Raw genomic sequence first — 18264 nt, 5'->3', positions numbered from 1 at the left:
TAGTGAGCGTCACTCTCGACGTCGACGACGAGCCGACCCCGGGCGTCGACGCCGACGGTCGACCCGACCCGGCGTACGCCGCTGCGCTCGGTCTCGTCCCGGCGCCTGCCGGCCGACGGTCCGCGGCCTTCGCGCTCGACGCCGCCGTCTGGGTCGCGCTCGCGCTCCCGGGCATCATCGGCGCCGTGCTGCTCCTGACCGCGGTCGGCGGTGGCCGCGACGCGATCGGCATCGCGGCCTCGGGGGCTTCCGCGCTCCCACTCGTGCTCATCGCCGTCAGCCAGGTGCTCCTGGCGGCGTTCGGCCTCACGCAGCTGGTGCTGCACGGCCGCACCGGGCGCACCCTCGGCAAGGCGGCGTTCGGAATCCGCTCGGTCGGCGTCGCCGGGTTCGGCCCGGCGGGCTTCTGGCGGATCACGCTGCGCGCACTGGTGCTGTGGGGCGCGCAGGTGGTGCTCCCCTTCATCGGCCCCGCACTGCTGTTCGCGTCGTCCGGCTGGGATCCAGAGCACCGCGGGCGCAGCTGGCTCGACCGGATCGGCGGATGCTACGCGCTCGACGTGCGGGTCGGCCTCGACCCGTTCGATGCACGCGCGCTCCGGCACGCGCGCCGGGAGGCGGCCCGCCCGCCCGCCGCGGCCACGCGGGCGCTGCCCTCGCTCGCCAGCGACCGCGCTCCCGACGAGCACACCTTCATCCCCGCCTCGAGGTCGAGTTCCGCCGTCGTGGCGTCCGGGCTCGGGGAGTGGCAGCCTCCCGCGCTCGCCGCGCCCGGCGCGGCACCGGCGCCGTCGACCGCCGCACCTGCGTCCTCCGATGCGGCGACGCTGAATCGCGGCACGTCATCGCCACCGGCGACCGCCGGTGCGTTCGTGCTCCGCTTCGACGACGGCACCGCCGTCGCGGCGGCGCCGAGAGGACTCCTCGGCCGGGCGCCCGCCGATGTCGCGGCCCGCCCGCCCGCCGAGGCAACCGGACGTCCGCCCGCCGTGCTCGTGCCGCTCGACGACGACAGCATGCGGATCTCCAAGACGCACGCCGAGTTCGGCGTGACCGACGGCCGGTTCTGGGTCGCCGATCGCGCCTCGAAGAACGGGACCGTCGTGGAGCTGCCCGGTGGCGCCGAGCGATCGCTCGGCGCGGGCGAGCGCATCGAACTCCCCGTCGGCAGTGCCGTCCGGCTCGGCGGCCGACGATTCACCGTGGAACGGAGCACGCAGGCATGAGGCTCAAGCTCGGCCTCCGCCGCGCCAGCGGCGGACCGGTCGACATCGTGATCACGGCGGATGCCACCGCCACGGTCGGCGACGTCGCGGCCGCCATCGCACAGAACGACCCCGCGGCATCCGGGCTGCCCGTGCCGACCGGCGGGCTGACGCTCGCGGTCGCGCCGCCGACGTCCAACGAGCCGGTGGTGCTGCCCGCCGACGCCCTCATCGCGGACGCGCCGATCGGGTCCGGCTTCAACGCCGCCGTCGTCGCCGACACCGCCCGCGCGCGCTCGTCGGCCTCGACGGCACCCGCCGCGCTGCTCGAGGTGCGCTCGGGCCCCGGGGCGGGGCGACGCGTCGAGCTCCGGCGAGGTCACACGATCGTCGGACGCGGGGGACCCGGCGTCGACCTCGTGCTCGCCGACCCGCTCGTGTCGAAGCGCCACGCCCGCATCGAGGTGGGCGCGGGTGGCATCGAGGTCGTCGACCTCAACTCGGCCAATGGCGTCCTCGTCGACGGCGGACAGGTGCAGCGGGTGCGCACGGTGCCCGGCCAGGCGATCGTCCTCGGCGACACCGAGGTGGTGCTGGCGCCCCTCGCCTCCGAGCGACCGGCCGACGACCCGGTGCTGGAACGCGGCGGTGCGCTGATGTTCAACCGGTCGCCGCGCGTCGAGGTGCGCTACCCCGGCACGCAGTACCCGCAGCCGTCGGTGCCGAGCGAGGCGAACCCACGGCTGTTCCCGTGGCCGATGATCGTGTCGCCCGTCCTCATGGGCGTGGCGATCTACGCAATCACGCTGCGACCGCTCGCGCTGCTGATCGTGTTCATGTCGCCGCTCATGATGCTCGGCAACTTCATCGGGCAGCGGACGCAGCAGGGCAAGAAGCTCCAGCAGGAGATCGAGACCTTCGAGTCGCAGCTGGAGGACCTCGAGGAGACGCTCGTCGAGCAGACCACGATCGAGCGGGAACGGCGCCTCGCCGAGGCGCCGGCCGTGGCGGAGGTCTACGAGCAGGCGATGCGGCTCGGGCCGCTGCTGTGGACGCGACGCCCCGAGCACTGGAACTTCCTCGCGCTCCGGCTCGGGGTCGGCCGCGCCGCGAGCCGCAACTCGATCCAGGAGTCGTCGGCGGTCGAGACCGGGATCGCCCGCTACCACCGCCAGGTCGCGAAGCTCCGCAGCCGGTTCGAGCAGGTCGACGAGGTGCCCATCGTCGAGCTGCTGCCGAGCTCGGGCGCGCTCGGCATCGCAGGTCCCGTGCATCTCGCCGCCGACGTCCTCCGCGGCGTCGGCGTGCAGCTGTTCGGACTCCACGCCCCCAACGAGCTCATCGCCACCGCGATCGTGGATCCGGCCTGGTCGAGGCAGCTCGATTGGCTGAAGTGGCTCCCGCACACCACCAGCACGCGCAATCCCTTCGCCGAGTTCGCACTGGCCGACAGCCAGTCGGCCGGCACGGCACTCCTCAACGCCCTCGAGGAGGCGATCCTCGAGCGCCTGTCGGGATCCCCGACCCGACGAGGGCCGCTCAAGGAGTCCGACACGTCGATGGCGCTGGGCGCCCAGGTGGGCGACGCGATCGACAGCACGCCTCGAACGGCCGACGGGGAGATGGCGCTCGTGCTGATCGTCTCCGCCGACGCGCCGGTCGACCGCCCTCGCCTCACGCAGCTCATCGAGCGGGGGCCCGACGTCGGCATCCACACGATCTTCGTGGGGCCCACGGTCGAGTCGCTGCCCGCGGCCTGCCGCACGTTCGTCGACGTGACCGACGGGCTCGACGCCGCGCGCATCGGCTACGTCCGCGCCGGCCGCGAGTACACGCGGGTGCGCGTCGAGGGGGTGTCGAACAACTATGCCGAGGTCTTCGCCCGCAGGATCGCACCGGTCGTCGACGCGAGCACCGTCGTGGAGGACTCGAGCGACCTCCCGCGCAGCGTATCGATGGTGGGACTCCTCGGGCCGGACGTGGCGGCCGACCCGTCGGGCGTCGTCGAGCGCTGGCACCAGAACAACTCCATCCTCGACCGCTCCGGCACGGCGCTGCCCCGGCTGAAGCGCGCCGGCACGCTCAAGGCGTTCATCGGCCAGGGCAGCCCCGACGCGATGTCGCTCGACCTGCGCACGCAGGGCCCGCACGCCCTCGTCGGCGGCACGACCGGCGCCGGCAAGTCGGAGTTCCTGCAGGCCTGGGTGCTCGGAATGGCGGCGGAGTACAGCCCCGATCGGGTCACGTTCCTCTTCGTCGACTACAAGGGCGGGTCCGCATTCGCCGACTGCGTCGAGCTCCCGCACTGCGTCGGCCTCGTGACGGATCTCAGCCCGCACCTCGTGCGTCGGGCGCTGACGAGCCTTCGCGCCGAGCTCCACCATCGCGAGCACCTCTTCAACCGCAAGAAGGCGAAGGACCTCCTCGAGCTGGAGAAGCGCCGCGACCCGGAGACCCCGCCCGCCCTCGTGCTCGTGATCGACGAGTTCGCGGCGCTGGCGAGCGAGGTGCCGGAGTTCGTCGACGGCGTCGTCGACATCGCCCAGCGCGGCCGATCCCTGGGCATCCACCTGATCATGGCCACGCAGCGTCCCGCCGGCGTCATCAAGGACAACCTCCGGGCCAACACGAACCTCCGGGTGGCGCTGCGGATGGCGGATGAGTCCGACTCCCGCGACGTCGTCGGCGATCCCGTGGCGGCGTCGTTCGACCCGTCCATCCCCGGCCGCGGCATCGCGAAGACGGGACCAGGGCGGCTGGTCGGATTCCAATCGGCGTACGCGGGCGGATGGACGACCGACGAGGTCGTGCCGGCCGAGGTCAGGATCGCGGAGCTGCGGTTCGGCTCCCCGGTGGTCTGGGAGCGCGACGCGGCCCCCGAATCGGACTCGCACGACGAGGACCCCGGCCCCAACGACCAGAAGCGGATGGTCGGCACGTTCGTGGCCGCGGCCATCGACGCGCGGATCCCGGCGCCACGGCGCCCGTGGCTCGACGAGCTGCCGACCACGGTCGACATCGCCGGGCTTCCGGCAGCGGGCGACGGCGAGATCGTGTTCGGGCTCGCGGACATCCCCGAGCGCCAGCTCCAGGAGCCCATGTCGTTCACGCCCGATCGCGACGGCGCGATGCTGGTCTACGGCACGAGCGGGTCGGGCAAGTCCACGCTGCTGCGCACCATCGGCATCGCGGCGGGACTGCGGCCCGACCTCGGGGAGGTGCAGGTGTACGGGCTCGACTTCGGGGCCGGGGCGCTCCGTTCGCTCGAGTCGCTCCCGCATGTCGGCGCGGTCATCGCCGGCGACGACGCTGAGCGCGTGCAGCGGCTCCTGCGCACCCTCGGCGACCTTCTCGACCGGCGAGGTCGGGCGTTCAGCGAGGCGAATGCGGCGAGCCTCACCGAGTACCGCCGGATAACCGGCCTCCGCGAGCCCCGAGTCGTCCTCCTGCTCGACGGCTTCGGCCAGTTCAAGGCGGAGTGGGACACCACGACGGTGCGGATGCCCCTCTACAACGTCTTCATGCGGATCCTCGCCGAGGGCCGCCCGCTCGGTGTGCACGTCGTCGCCACGGCCGATCGCGCCGGCGCCGTGCCGACGGCGGTGAGCGCCAACGTGACGAAGCGCATCGTGCTGCGGCTGTCCGAGGAATCCGCCTACCAGGTGCTCGGCGTGCCGAAGGACGTGCTGGGCGAGCGCTCGGTGCCCGGGCGCGCGCTCGTCGAGGGGTTCGAGACGCAGCTCGCGGTGCTCGGCGGCACCTCGAACGTGGCGGCGCAGTCCGCGGCGCTGTCCGAGCTCGCCGGCCGGCTGCGGGCGGCGGGTGCCGTGGAGGCGCCGGCGATCGGCGCGCTGCCGACGTCGTACGTCGCGGACGCCCTCCCCGACGAGGCGGCGGGCCTGCCCGTGCTCGGCCTCGCCGACGACACGCTCGCGCCGCTCGGATTCGAACCCGTCGGCACGTTCGTCGTGACCGGACCCCCGCAGAGCGGCAAGACCACCGCGCTGCGCGCGCTCACCGAGTCGGTCCGGCGCTTCGACCCCGAGGTGCGCCTCTTCCACCTCGCCGGTCGCCGCGCCGCCCTCGGCGACGCCGCGCCGTGGATGCGCAGTGCCACGACGGTGGAGTCGGTGAAGGCCCTCGCGAAGGAGCTCGTCGACGTGGTGGCCGACGACGCGGTGCCCGGGCGCATCATGGTCGTCGTCGAGGGCGTCACGCAGTTCGCCGACACCGACGCCGAGCGGCCGATGAAGGAGCTGTTCCAGGCGATCAACCGCAGCGACCACTTCCTGGTCGGCGACGCCGACGTCTCGCTGCTGTCCAGCGGGTTCGGCTTCATCGGCGACTTCAAGGCCGGACGCCAGGGCGTCGCGCTGAAGCCCGACGCGTTCGACGGCGACTCCGTCTTCAAGACGCCGTTCCCGAAGGTCAAGCGCACCGATGCGCCCGAGGGGCGGGCGATCTTCGTGCAGAACGGGCGCATCACCACGGTGCAGCTGCCCCGCGCCGCGGCATCCGCGGCGGGCTGACACGCCGGGAAGCGCGCACCGGCGCGCGCCGCGCATGGGGACCGCTGCCCATACCGGGCCGCGCGACCCCGTGGATATCGTGAACGAGCACCGCCAGACACCACCGAGGAGGCCCTGATGAGCGACGGCGTGGAGATCCCGCTCTCGTCGATGGAGGAGCTGAACGCGGCCCTCAAGGACATCATCGTCGAGTTCGAGGATGCCGGGGGTTCGACGAGTGCGCTGGTCGAGGCGATCGGGCGACCATTCGGCCGCCGCGAGCTCCGCGATGCCGCCGACGAGTTCGAGGGGGCGTGGGACGACAAGCGCGAGACGCTGAAGGGCCACCTGCACGAGCTGCAGGAGCAGGTGCAGGGGGTCAAGACGAGCTGGCAGCAGTTCGACGAGGACCTCGCGAAGGAACTCGAGCAGAAGGGCTGACGGAGAACGCACATGGGGAGCACCGCCTACCACCACCGCTTCATGCCCGAGTCGCCGAAGGGGCGCGAGATCGAGCGCCTGCAGGGCGACGGCGGCGCGATCGTCGCGCGCGGCTCGGCGATCGAGAGCCTGGGCGAGCGGATGCAGCGGGCGGCCAACACGTTGAAGCTCATCGCCGACGGCCAGGTGGGCCGGGGCGACTCGCTCGACGCCATCAAGGACCAGTCGGCCGACGTGCACGCCGACCTCAAGAAGGCGGGGGAGCGCTACCTGCCGAGCGGGGAGGTGCTGCGGGCCTACGGCGAGGCGCTCGTCGACGTCTCGGCGTCGCTGAACGCCGCCGTGGGCGACTGCGAATCGCTGTGGGAGACGGTGAGGACGCGGGCGGCGAGCGTCGACGACGCGGCCGACGTGCCCGCGGGCGACGACGGCTCGACGACCGCTCGCGACGACGCGACGGCCGGCGCGGAGGGCGACCTGGGTTCGGCCAAGTCCGAGTGGGAGGCGGCCGCGCGCCGCTTCGACGGCCACTACGACACCTGGGAGGACGCCTACGACGATGCGGTCGACGGCCTCCGCGACGTCAATGAGGACGGGGTGAAGGACGGCTTCTGGGACGACGCGCTCCCGTTCTTCGAGGCGCTCGTCAAGGTGATGGAGTGGGCGGGTCTCGCGCTGCTCGTGCTCGCGCTCGTGGTCGGCGGGCCGCTGATCGCGGCGCTCGCGACGATCGTCGCGATCGTGGCGCTGCTCGGCACGATCGTGCTGTTCGCCAAGGGCAGGAAGGACGGGAAGGACCTGGCACTCGCCATCGTGGGCGTCATCCCGTTCGGCAAGCTCGGCAAGCTCGCCGACCTCGGGTCGGTGGCGAGCGCCGGGAGCCGGTTCCCGAAGCTCTCGGGCTTCCGCAACCTGATGCTCGCCGGTGAGGACTTCGCGGCGGTGCGCACCCACCTCGGCCGGATCGACGACCTGGCGCGAGCCGACTGGAGCCGCGTGTCGACCATGATCCCGTACGACCTGGCCACGTCGGGCTCCCGGCTCATCCAGCGCATCGGCTCGGGCACGCCGTACGTGTGGCAGAACACCCAGCTCACGAACTCGATGGACATGTTCCTCGGACGCCTCTACGGCGTCGGCGATTCCTGGGGCGCCGTACAGGGCGTGGACCGGCTGCTGCCCGGCCTCCAGGTCTACGCGACGGGCATCACCCAGCTCGACTTCCTGAACGGCAAGGTCGAGGACCACGGCCGGGAGCGGGCCATAGACTCGTGGCGATGACTGCCAGCCTTCGCGATCAACTGCTCGGTGCCGCGGATCGCAGGCGGGTGCCGCCGTTCGTGCTCCTGCTGCCGGCCGGGTGGGTCTCGGTCGAGCCCACCCGCGAGGCCTTCGCCGAGCTCGCGGCGCGCGCGTCGGCCGTGTTCCGGTCGGTCCACCGCCCCGACCTCGACGCGCAGGTGCGCTCGATGACCGAGCGCGCCGCCGACGAGTTCCTCCGCCGCGACCCGGTGCGCCTCATCTACCAGGAGCGCGTGCCTGCTGAGCTCATGCTGCCGCTCGCCATCACCGCGGTGCGGGCGACCGAGCCGCACGGGGCCTCGCTCGACGGTCGCGTGCGCGCCCTCGTCCGCGACCACGGCGCCCGCCCCCTCGACGATGCCGGCGTGGTGATGCGCTGGGTCGCCGACGGCAGCCAGGAGCTGTCGGGCGGCCGGGTGACGACGCGCTCGTTCAACTACCTGATACCGGTCCCCGGCACGGGTCGACGTGAGGCCCTGCTCTTCAGCGCGGTGCTGCCGACGTCGGCGGGCGAGGCGCTCGACGAGTCGTCGATCGGCGCGTACGGCGTGCTCGTCGACGCGATCATGTCGACCTTCAGATGGAGCGGCGAGTGAGGTTCGAGGTGTCCTACCCGGCGGACGTCTGGTCGGTCATGCCCGACCCGGCGGCGCAGGCCGATGAGCTCTGGGTGGCCGAGCAACGCACGGCTTACGCCGGATCCTCGTTGGCGCCGTACGGCGAGGTGATCGAGGGCGCGGCCCGCGAGGCGCTGCGGCGTCGGCGGACCGGCGTGGACACCTCGCTGTTCTTCCGCCCGGTCGAGCTGCCGATGACGGGCGTGATGCACGTGCTGCTCCAGCCCGCCCCGCCCGGCGTCGAGGCCGATCCGCTCACCTGGATGCTGCCGGGCGTCGAACTGCTCCTCGAGCCGACCATCTCGGAGTTCGAGACGGACACCGTGCCGCACGGCTACCGCATCGCCTACGTCGCGGCGGAGACCGATCGCGACGGCGAGCACCTCGCGGGCATCGCGTACGGCCTCCTCGTCGACGGGCTGCTGGGCATCGTCTACTCGGAGCTCGCCCGCACGGATGTCGCCGGCGCGATGCAGCTCTACGCCGACCCGGTCGTCGGGTCGCTCCGGGTCGTCGGGTGAGCGCCCGCTCGGCCGCCGCGTGGGCCGCATCGGCTTCGGCGACCGACGTCCGGGTGCGCACGGCGGAGCTCGATCGTCGCGCCCTGGCGTCGACGCCCGCCTACCTGCGCCGCGTCGAGGCGCTCGCCTCCGACGCGGTCGAGGAGATCCGGGCCATCCGCACGCGCCGCATCGCCGAGTTGCGCGGGGTGGACCCGGGCGCCGCGGCGGGGCTCCAGCGCTCCGGGTGGCGCACGGTGTCGCTGCTCGCCTCGCTCATCGCGGCCGCGGGCGCGTTCGCCGCCGTCTTCAGCCGCGCCGCGTTCGACCTCGAGACCGCGCTCCCGTGGATCGTGGTCGCGCTCGCGGTGGCCGTCGCCGGCATGGCGGGGTCGCTCCTGCCGCTCCGCGCCGACGTGCCGCCCACGTCGGGTGCCGTCGCGGTCGCGTGGGTGCCGGTGGTCCTCGGCGTCGCGAGCCTCGTCGGCGCCTGGAACGTCGTCGGCGGGGAGCCCGGCACCGCGCCGTGGTTCGTCGCCGGCGCGGTCGCATCGGTCGTGCAGGCCGCGCTCGCGGTCGGGTCCCTCGCCGTGCGACGGCGCATGTCCGGTGCCGACCGCAGCAGGCAGGACGAGCGTCTCGGCACGTTCGGGTCGGAACTCGGGCGCGAGGCATCCGCCGTCATCGACCGTGCCGCAGATCGGGTGCGCGACCTGTTCGCCGAGCTCCCCGCCGCCGACCGGGCGCGGGCCGACGGCGAGGTCGCCGCGGCGTACCGCGAGCTCGAACGCCGGGGCATGGTCGCGCCCGGCACTGCGCCCCACGTGCCCGGACTGCTCATCCTCGATCGCACGGCGACCGCCGCCGCCGCGTCGATCGGGGCGAAGGGCGCGCCGGTGCTGGTGGCGCTGCCCGCCGCGACTCGCTGACCCCGGGCTCGCCGGGCATGGGGACCGCTGCCCATTGGCCGGTCCCCGGCGGCTGGATAGCGTGAGGGAACGAACGATCCCGAGCGCGTTGCTCGACACTCGAACCAGGAAGGTTTCACCATGGCAGACTTCGGCGCCTCGTACGGCGAGATGGAGGCGATGTCCAACAAGCTGTCGGACGCCCGCGACGACATCCAGGGTCAACTCGACCAGTTGAAGAGCGCGGTCGACAACCTGCTCGGCAACGACTTCAAGACGCAGCACGCGTCGGGCAAGTTCGGCCAGGGCTACGACGAGCTCACGACCGGCCTGAAGTCGGCCGTCGACGGCATCGGCGAGATGGGCGAAGCGCTCCGCGGCATGATGCAGGCGATCCAGGACCTCGACCAGGAGCTCGCCGGCGGCTGAGCCGTACACGACGGAGGGGGACGAGCGAACCGCTCGTCCCCCTCCGTCGTGTACGGCCCCCGCCGCGCACCGGACGCCGGCCCGGCCCCCGGCGTACGCTCGGATGATGGATGCCGCACGTCGCAACGCGTGGGTCGTGGCCGCGTTCGCCGCCGCCCTCGACCTCGCGCTCGTCGTGTGCGCGTACGGCTTCGTGAGCCTCCTCACCGACGCCGACGTGATCGTGGACCCCGCCGCCGGGCTCCTCGTGGGTCCCGCGGCGATCGGGGCGTCCGTCGCGGCCGTGCTGCTGACCCTCGCGCACACGCTCCGCCGTCCCGACCGCCAGTGGCCGAGCGTGGTGTTCTCCGCGCTCTGGAGCTGGCTCGCGGCCGTGGTCGTCGCCACCGTCGGCTACGCCCTTGCCACCGGGCTCGTGACCCCTTCCGCGTTCTTCGGCGTCGGCTTCGGCATCGGCTGGTTCGGCCTGCTCATCCCGGCGCTCGCGGCGGTCGTCGGTTCGCTCGCGGCGCTCGTCGCGCGTGGCCGGTCGATGGGCATGGAGCGACCGCGCTGGCCCTGGGAGCGCGACGACGAGGAGTGACGGATGCCGCGCGCGGCGCGCCAGCCGATGCGCAAGTCGGCGGCGCGGGCACGGCCGCGCAGTATCGTGAACGCGTGGAGGGATCGATCGAGGCGCGCGTGAGCCACGAGGTCGACCGGTGGCTGGCCTGGCTGCCCCGGTGGCGTCCGGGCACCCACCGCGCCCGGGTCCGGCTCTGCACCCGCTGCTTCGGCTCGCCGATCCTCGCCGCCGCCGGCCTCGACGTCGACGTGCCGCATCCCGTGCAGCACGCGTTCTCGATGCGGATGAAGGGCATCATCGACGCCGCCGTCGACGACTACACGGCGCGGAACCTGCCGATGCTGCACCGCGAGATCCGCCTCGCCGAGGAGCGCAAGGCGCGTCGCCCGTATCGCGCGGGGGAGGGGCTCGACCCCGAGTTCCTCGGCCTCGACCTCGACCCCGAACCCGTGCCCGACCAACCCTTCCTCTTCACGCTGACCGGACTCGAGGCGGACACCGCGGCGGAGGCGAACGAGCCGGCGCCGCGCCCGTTCACGCGCGAGGAGAAGGAGGCCCTGCGCGAGGAGGTCCGACTCGCCGACGAGTTCGCGAAGCAGCTCGGCCGCCGCATCTGCGTGGAGCTGGCACAGCACCGCGAGCGGATCGGGTTCGCCCTGGTCGCCTACGTGGAGCCGCAGGTCGAGGAGCTCCTCGCCGACCTCGACCGCGAGCTCGACGCGCCGGGGTGGCCGGGCGGCCCCTGACAGGCCCGCGCATTCCGCCTGCGGAGAACATGCGCCCCGCGGCATCCGCCCTCATTTGACCGCAAGGTTACGCGGCATTACCATTGATCGGGTGTGCGCGTTGACGCGCGCTTGAACCGTGCCTGCCGAAACGATCCCAGATCGCCTCCAGCATGTCACACCTCCGGTTCGCAGCAGACGCACACTCCAAGGGCACCTCGATGGTCGCCCCCACGGCATACCCACCACTCCAAGGCCCCGCAGTTCTGCGGTGCCGGTGGGTCGTGATGTGAAATCCATCAACGCTGTCACCGTGCAGCAATAACAAGGAGAAGCAGTGCCAACCATTCAGCAGTTGGTCCGCAAGGGTCGCTCGCCGAAGGTCACCAAGACCAAGGCTCCCGCCCTGAAGGCCAACCCCCAGCAGCGCGGCGTGTGCACGCGCGTGTACACCACCACCCCGAAGAAGCCGAACTCGGCGCTCCGCAAGGTCGCCCGCGTGAAGCTCTCGAACGGCACCGAGGTCACGGCCTACATCCCCGGTGAGGGCCACAACCTGCAGGAGCACTCGATGGTGCTCGTGCGCGGCGGTCGTGTGAAGGACCTCCCCGGCGTGCGCTACAAGATCATCCGCGGCGCGCTCGACACGCAGGCCGTGAAGAACCGCAAGCAGGCTCGTAGCCGCTACGGCGCGAAGATGGAGAAGAAGTAATGCCTCGCAAGGGACCCGCTCCGAAGCGCCCCGTCGTCGCCGACCCCGTCTACGGCTCGCCGGTCGTCAGCCAGCTCGTCAACAAGATCCTGATCGACGGCAAGAAGGACCTCGCGCAGCGCATCGTCTACGAGGCGCTCGAGAACGTCGCGACCAAGTCCGGCCAGGACGCCGTCGCCACCCTCAAGAAGGCGCTCGACAACGTGCGCCCCACCCTCGAGGTGCGTTCGCGCCGCGTCGGTGGCTCGACCTACCAGGTCCCCGTCGAGGTCAAGCCGCACCGCGCCAACACCCTCGCCCTGCGCTGGCTCACGAGCTACGCGAAGGCCCGTCGCGAGAAGACGATGACCGAGCGTCTCACCAACGAGATCCTCGACGCGTCGAACGGCCTCGGTGCCGCGGTCAAGCGCCGCGAGGACACCCACAAGATGGCCGAGTCGAACCGCGCCTTCGCCCACTACCGCTGGTAGTCGATGGGCGGATGCCGCGAGGCGGCGCTTCGCGGCATCCGCTCACCCCACCTTTTCCACTCCTGACTTCCCCGGAGGAACCCCCGTGGCACAAGACGTGCTCACCGACCTGAGCAAGGTCCGCAACATCGGCATCATGGCGCACATCGATGCCGGCAAGACCACCACCACCGAGCGCATCCTGTTCTACACGGGCGTCAACCACAAGATCGGCGAGACCCACGACGGCGCCTCGACGACCGACTGGATGGAGCAGGAGAAGGAGCGCGGCATCACGATCACGTCTGCCGCCGTGACCTGCTTCTGGAACAAGAACCAGATCAACATCATCGACACTCCGGGCCACGTCGACTTCACGGTCGAGGTCGAGCGTTCGCTGCGCGTGCTCGACGGTGCCGTCGCCGTCTTCGACGGCAAGGAGGGCGTGGAGCCCCAGTCCGAGACGGTCTGGCGCCAGGCCGACAAGTACGACGTGCCGCGCATCTGCTTCGTCAACAAGATGGACAAGCTCGGGGCCGACTTCTACTTCACGGTCGACACGATCGTCAAGCGCCTCGGCGCGAAGCCGCTGGTGCTCCAGCTCCCGATCGGCTCCGAGAGCGACTTCGTCGGCGTCGTCGACCTCATCGAGATGCGGGCGCTCGTGTGGCCCGGCGACTCGAAGGGCGACGTGACGATGGGCGCCAAGTACGAGGTGCAGGAGATCCCCGCCGACCTCAAGGAGAAGGCCGAGGAGTACCGGGCCGCGCTGCTCGAGACCGTCGCCGAGACCGACGACGCGCTGCTCGAGAAGTACTTCGGCGGCGAGGAGCTCACGGTCGCCGAGATCAAGGGCGCGATCCGCAAGCTCACCGTCAACTCCGAGATCTACCCCGTGCTCTGCGGCTCCGCGTTCAAGAACCGCGGCGTGCAGCCCATGCTCGACGCGGTCATCGACTTCCTGCCGTCGCCGCTCGACGTGCCGGCGGTCGAGGGTCGCAACCCGCGCAACGAGGACGAGGTCATCGAGCGTCACCCCGACGCGAACGACCCCTTCGCGGCGCTCGCGTTCAAGGTCGCGGTGCACCCGTTCTTCGGTCGCCTCACCTACATCCGCGTCTACTCGGGTCACCTCGACTCGGGCGGCCAGGTCATCAACTCGACCAAGTCCAAGAAGGAGCGCATCGGGAAGATCTTCCAGATGCACGCCAACAAGGAGAACCCGGTCGACTCGGTCACCGCGGGCAACATCTACGCGGTCATCGGCCTGAAGGACACCACCACCGGTGACACCCTGTGCGACCCCGACAACCAGGTCGTCCTCGAGTCGATGACGTTCCCGGCCCCGGTCATCGAGGTCGCGATCGAGCCGAAGACGAAGGCCGACCAGGAGAAGCTCGGCACCGCGATCCAGAAGCTCGCCGAGGAGGACCCCACCTTCCGCACCGAGCTCAACCAGGAGACCGGCCAGACCGTCATCAAGGGCATGGGCGAGCTGCACCTCGACATCCTCGTCGACCGCATGAAGCGGGAGTTCAAGGTCGAGGCGAACGTGGGCAAGCCCCAGGTCGCGTACCGCGAGACCATCAAGCGCGCGGTCGAGAAGCACGACTACACCCACAAGAAGCAGACGGGTGGTTCGGGCCAGTTCGCGAAGATCCAGTTCGCGCTCGAGCCCCTCGAGATCACGGCCGACAAGACGTACGAGTTCGAGAACAAGGTCACGGGTGGCCGCGTTCCGCGCGAGTACATCCCCTCGGTCGACGCCGGGTTCCAGGACGCCATGCAGTACGGCATCCTGGCCGGCTACCCGATGGTCGGCGTCAAGGGCATCCTGCTCGACGGCGCAGCCCACGACGTCGACTCCTCGGAGATGGCGTTCAAGATCGCCGGCTCGATGGGCTTCAAGGAAGCCGCTCGGAAGGCGAACCCGGTTCTGCTCGAGCCGCTCATGTCCGTCGAGGTCCGCACCCCTGAGGAGTACATGGGTGACGTCATCGGCGACCTGAACTCGCGTCGCGGTCAGATCCAGTCGATGGAGGATGCCGCAGGCGTGAAGGTCGTGCGTGCGCACGTCCCGCTCTCGGAGATGTTCGGATACATCGGCGACCTGCGGTCGAAGACCTCGGGCCGCGCGGTGTACTCGATGGAGTTCGAGAGCTACGCGGAGGTCCCGAAGGCTGTCGCCGACGAGATCGTCCAGAAGAACAAGGGCGAATAGCCCTCCGACGCACGAGCCAGCCGGTTCGCGTAACATATCAACAAATCCCGTAGCACACCGGTCGCAATCCAGCGCCCGGGGTTCCTACACGAGTCCTGAGGAGGACCCACAGTGGCTAAGGCCAAGTTCGAGCGGACCAAGCCGCACGTCAACATCGGTACGATCGGTCACGTCGACCACGGCAAGACCACGCTCACCGCAGCGATCTCGAAGGTGCTCGCCGACAAGTACCCGTCGGCAACCAACGTGCAGCGTGACTTCGCATCGATCGACTCGGCTCCCGAGGAGCGTCAGCGCGGCATCACGATCAACATCTCGCACGTCGAGTACGAGACGCCGAAGCGCCACTACGCGCACGTCGACGCCCCGGGTCACGCCGACTACATCAAGAACATGATCACCGGTGCGGCGCAGATGGACGGCGCGATCCTCGTGGTCGCGGCGACCGACGGCCCGATGGCCCAGACCCGCGAGCACGTGCTGCTCGCCAAGCAGGTCGGCGTGCCGTACCTGCTGGTCGCGCTGAACAAGGCCGACATGGTCGACGACGAGGAGATCCTGGAGCTCGTCGAGCTCGAGGTCCGCGAGCTGCTCTCGAGCCAGGGCTTCCCGGGCGACGACGCTCCGGTCGTGCGCGTCTCGGGCCTGAAGGCCCTCGAGGGCGACGAGAAGTGGACGCAGTCCGTTCTCGAGCTCATGGAGGCCGTCGACGACTCCATCCCCGACCCCGTGCGTGACAAGGACAAGCCGTTCCTCATGCCGATCGAGGACGTCTTCACGATCACCGGTCGTGGCACGGTCGTCACGGGTCGCGCCGAGCGCGGCACGCTGAAGATCAACTCCGAGGTCGAGATCGTCGGCATCCGCCCGACGCAGAAGACCACGGTCACCGGCATCGAGATGTTCCACAAGCAGCTCGACGAGGCGTGGGCCGGCGAGAACTGCGGTCTCCTCCTCCGCGGCACCAAGCGCGAGGACGTGGAGCGCGGCCAGGTCGTCGTCGCACCCGGTTCGGTCACCCCGCACACGAACTTCGAGGGCACCGCGTACATCCTCTCCAAGGAGGAGGGCGGGCGTCACAACCCGTTCTACGCGAACTACCGTCCGCAGTTCTACTTCCGCACCACCGACGTCACCGGCGTCATCACGCTGCCCGAGGGCACCGAGATGGTCATGCCCGGCGACACCACCGACATGACGGTCGAGCTCATCCAGCCGATCGCCATGGAGGAGGGCCTCGGCTTCGCCATCCGTGAGGGTGGTCGCACCGTCGGCGCCGGCACGGTCACGAAGATCATCAAGTAACACCCTTCGCACCCCGCGCGGGTGCGGAACCGACAGGGGTCGGGCCTTCGGGCCCGGCCCCTTTCGTCGTCCCCGCGGCGGTGCGGAACCGACAGGGGTCGGGACAGCGCCGGTGCGTCGGGCCCGGCCCCTTCGTCGTCCCCGCGACGGTGCGGAACCGACAGGGGTCGCTCCCTGATGACGGCACGTTTCGGGGACCCGGCAATCTCCTGTCAACCCCCACGCTCGTTTTGTACCTCGTCCGGGGGCCTGCCTACCCTCGAACGGATGTCCTCATCTTCTGCGACCGCGGTGCGAGCACCCGTCCGGCCCGAGATCCAGGCACTGCGTGCCGTGGCGATCGGCTGCGTCGTGCTCTACCACTTCTGGCCCGCGGTCCTCCCGGCCGGCTTCGTCGGCGTGGACGTCTTCTTCGTCGTCTCCGGCTTCCTGATCACGGGACTCCTGCTCCGCGATGCCGAGCGGCACGGGCGCGTGCGGCTCAAGGAGTTCTACGTGCGCCGGGCTCGGCGCATCCTGCCGGCCGCCCTCGCGGTGCTGAGCGCCTGCGCGGTGGCGACCCTCCTGTTCGTGCCGCAGGTCGAGTGGCGGCCGTTCCTGCAGCAGATCCTCTCGAGCTCGCTGTACGTGCAGAACTGGCACCTGGCGCGCGACTCGCAGATCCCGAACCGGGCCGACCTCGAGTCGACGCCGGTCCAGCACTTCTGGTCGCTGTCGGTGGAGGAGCAGTTCTACCTCGTGTGGCCGCTGCTCATCATCCTCGCGCTCTGGCTGGCGGTGCGGCTCGGACGTCGCCGCCTGGCGCTCGTCGCGGCCGTGCTCGCCGTGGCGACGGTGGCCTCGTTCGTGCACGGCGTGATCCTGACCGGGCAGGACCACAACCTGGCGTACTTCTCGACGCTCTCTCGGGCCTGGGAGTTCGGCGTGGGCGGCCTGCTGGCCATCGTGCCCGCGGTCGTGGGGGAGCGGCTGCGGCGCACGCGCGCGCTGGCCGGGTGGCTCGGCCTCGCCGCGATCGCGGTCGCGGCACGCACGTTCACCGACCCCGAGGTGTTCCCCGGTGCGATCGCCCTGGTGCCGGTGCTCGGCACCGCGGTCGTGATCTGGGCGGGGATGCCGCGCGCGGCCCTGTCGCTCGCGCCGGTCGCCGGCCTCCGACCCATGCAGTGGTTCGGCGGCATCTCCTACTCGCTCTACCTCTGGCACTGGCCGATCATCATGTTCACGCCGTACATCGTGGGGCAGCCGAGCCAGGCCCCGGTCATGGTGCTCCTGCTCGTGCTGTCGATCGTCGTCGCCGACGCCTCCAAGCGCTGGATCGAGGACCCGTTCCGGCGCGTCGTCCCGCGCGAGCGGCTCCGGATGCCCCGGGCGCGACGCATCGCGGTCGCCTCCGCCGCGGCGGTCGCCGCCGTCGTGCTGCTCAGCTCGGGTGTGGCCGGCTACACCGTCGAGCAGCCGTACGCGCTCTGCCGGCACGCCGGCGACGGCGAGTGAGGGCGGCGCGGGTCAGACCTGGGTGCCGTCGATCGTGGTCGGCAGCTCGACGACCTCCTCGATCGTGCGGGCCACCGTGCATCCGCGTTCGATGGCCTTGGTCATCACGACGAGGAGCTGCTCGCGCTCGTCGGGCTCGAGCCTCGACAGGTCGAGCAGGAACTCCTCCTCGATCCGGGTGTAGCGGTTCGTGTCGTGGTCGGACTTGCCGTGCGCCCACACCGTCAGTGCGAAGTCCTCGCCGAGCCGTCGCGCCGTGACACGGTCGGCGCTGAGGCCGGAGCAGGCGATCAGCGCGAGCTTGAGGAGCTCGCCCGGCGAGAAGTGCTCGCCCTCGAGCTCGGGCCCGCCCACGAGCAGCGTGGCTCCGCGTTCGTTGAGCCCCTGGTACATCCGTGGCCCCACGCGCGTCACCGAGACGCTTCCGGGCGCGATGCGCCCGCTGACCTGGTGGGCGTGCTCTGCGGTGGGCTCGTCTGTCGTCGTCACGTCATCGATTCCACCACGTTTCGCCCCGGGAGAGCCCGTTCGCTGCGACCTGCCTGTGAACCGGGAGGCGCGCGACACGCCCGGGTTGCACGGATGCCCCGACTGTGGCAAACTCGATGAGTTCAACATTTCGAACGGCGTGCCTCGCTGCGTGCCGTTCGAATCACTGCCAGGCAGTGCATAGCCACCGAAAGCTCACGGAGCCCCACGGGTCAGGCTAGGCCGCAGGCAGCAGAACACACAACCGACAACCAATTCGAGCATGGGTCCTCCATGCCCGTTTCGCGAGGGCGACACGCCCGAGCGCGGGGGCCGGTTGGGGCTCAAGGGTCGAGCGTGCCGAGACCACCGCGCGAGCGGGGTGGTTTCGACAGGCTCGATCACGGCCTTT

General features: G+C 71.0%; 16 protein-coding genes. 15 read left to right on the top strand and 1 reads right to left on the bottom strand.

Annotated features, from left to right (window positions below):
• Positions 1 to 2: 2 nt before the first annotated feature.
• The 15 genes from EV187_RS13215 (at position 3) to EV187_RS13145 (ending at position 17384) form a co-directional block, all read left to right on the top strand.
• The gene (locus EV187_RS13215) at positions 3 to 1226 is read left to right on the top strand and encodes an RDD family protein (protein WP_130353533.1); all 1224 of its coding nucleotides are present in this window, start codon (positions 3 to 5) and stop codon (positions 1224 to 1226) included.
• The gene (locus EV187_RS13210) at positions 1223 to 5734 is read left to right on the top strand and encodes an FtsK/SpoIIIE domain-containing protein (protein WP_130353532.1); all 4512 of its coding nucleotides are present in this window, start codon (positions 1223 to 1225) and stop codon (positions 5732 to 5734) included. Before EV187_RS13215 ends, EV187_RS13210 begins: the two co-directional genes overlap by 4 nt.
• Before the next feature lie 117 nt (positions 5735 to 5851).
• On the top strand, positions 5852 to 6154 hold the full coding sequence (locus EV187_RS13205; RefSeq protein WP_130353531.1) for a flagellar protein FlgN: 303 nt from the start codon (positions 5852 to 5854) through the stop codon (positions 6152 to 6154).
• Positions 6155 to 6166: 12 nt separating this feature from the next.
• Positions 6167 to 7435, top strand: coding sequence for a hypothetical protein (locus tag EV187_RS13200; RefSeq protein WP_130353530.1), 1269 nt, complete (start codon positions 6167 to 6169; stop codon positions 7433 to 7435).
• Positions 7432 to 8052 carry a hypothetical protein gene (locus tag EV187_RS13195; RefSeq protein ID WP_130353529.1) on the top strand — a complete coding sequence of 207 codons (621 nt, stop codon included), beginning with the start codon at positions 7432 to 7434 and terminating at the stop codon, positions 8050 to 8052. Before EV187_RS13200 ends, EV187_RS13195 begins: the two co-directional genes overlap by 4 nt.
• Entirely contained in the window at positions 8049 to 8594 is a 546-nt protein-coding gene (locus tag EV187_RS13190) for a hypothetical protein (RefSeq protein ID WP_130353528.1), read from the top strand. The genes EV187_RS13195 and EV187_RS13190 overlap by 4 nt, the downstream gene beginning before the upstream one ends.
• Positions 8591 to 9502 carry a hypothetical protein gene (locus tag EV187_RS13185; protein WP_130353527.1) on the top strand — a complete coding sequence of 304 codons (912 nt, stop codon included), beginning with the start codon at positions 8591 to 8593 and terminating at the stop codon, positions 9500 to 9502. The genes EV187_RS13190 and EV187_RS13185 overlap by 4 nt, the downstream gene beginning before the upstream one ends.
• 120 nt (positions 9503 to 9622) lie before the next feature.
• Positions 9623 to 9910 (top strand): WXG100 family type VII secretion target, encoded by a 288-nt coding sequence (locus EV187_RS13180; protein WP_130353526.1) that lies wholly within the window; start codon positions 9623 to 9625, stop codon positions 9908 to 9910.
• A gap of 106 nt (positions 9911 to 10016) precedes the next feature.
• Positions 10017 to 10493 (top strand): DUF6121 family protein, encoded by a 477-nt coding sequence (locus tag EV187_RS13175; RefSeq protein WP_130353525.1) that lies wholly within the window; start codon positions 10017 to 10019, stop codon positions 10491 to 10493.
• 74 nt (positions 10494 to 10567) lie between these two features.
• Entirely contained in the window at positions 10568 to 11221 is a 654-nt protein-coding gene (locus tag EV187_RS13170; protein WP_130353524.1) for a spermidine/putrescine ABC transporter substrate-binding protein, read from the top strand.
• A 316-nt stretch (positions 11222 to 11537) separates the two neighbouring features.
• Positions 11538 to 11912 carry a 30S ribosomal protein S12 gene (gene rpsL / locus EV187_RS13165; protein ID WP_022889720.1) on the top strand — a complete coding sequence of 125 codons (375 nt, stop codon included), beginning with the start codon at positions 11538 to 11540 and terminating at the stop codon, positions 11910 to 11912.
• Positions 11912 to 12382, top strand: coding sequence for a 30S ribosomal protein S7 (rpsG, locus tag EV187_RS13160; RefSeq protein WP_056734916.1), 471 nt, complete (start codon positions 11912 to 11914; stop codon positions 12380 to 12382). Before rpsL ends, rpsG begins: the two co-directional genes overlap by 1 nt.
• A gap of 85 nt (positions 12383 to 12467) precedes the next feature.
• Entirely contained in the window at positions 12468 to 14582 is a 2115-nt protein-coding gene (gene fusA, locus EV187_RS13155) for an elongation factor G (RefSeq protein ID WP_130353523.1), read from the top strand.
• 111 nt (positions 14583 to 14693) lie between these two features.
• Positions 14694 to 15887, top strand: a complete 1194-nt coding sequence (gene tuf, locus EV187_RS13150; RefSeq protein ID WP_130353522.1) for an elongation factor Tu — start codon at positions 14694 to 14696, stop codon at positions 15885 to 15887.
• 267 nt (positions 15888 to 16154) lie between these two features.
• On the top strand, positions 16155 to 17384 hold the full coding sequence (locus EV187_RS13145; protein ID WP_165391184.1) for an acyltransferase family protein: 1230 nt from the start codon (positions 16155 to 16157) through the stop codon (positions 17382 to 17384).
• Between the two features lie 12 nt (positions 17385 to 17396).
• Here EV187_RS13145 and EV187_RS13140 read toward each other — a convergent pair whose 3' ends face one another.
• The gene (locus EV187_RS13140; RefSeq protein WP_165391183.1) at positions 17397 to 17873 is read right to left on the bottom strand and encodes an OsmC family protein; all 477 of its coding nucleotides are present in this window, start codon (positions 17871 to 17873) and stop codon (positions 17397 to 17399) included.
• Between the last annotated feature and the right edge of the window lie 391 nt (positions 17874 to 18264).

This window comes from Agromyces ramosus (assembly GCF_004216665.1).
GTDB classification, from domain to species: domain Bacteria; phylum Actinomycetota; class Actinomycetes; order Actinomycetales; family Microbacteriaceae; genus Agromyces; species Agromyces ramosus.
Note: the sequence above shows the minus strand (reverse complement) of the source record. Positions and strands in the feature narration are given on the sequence as shown.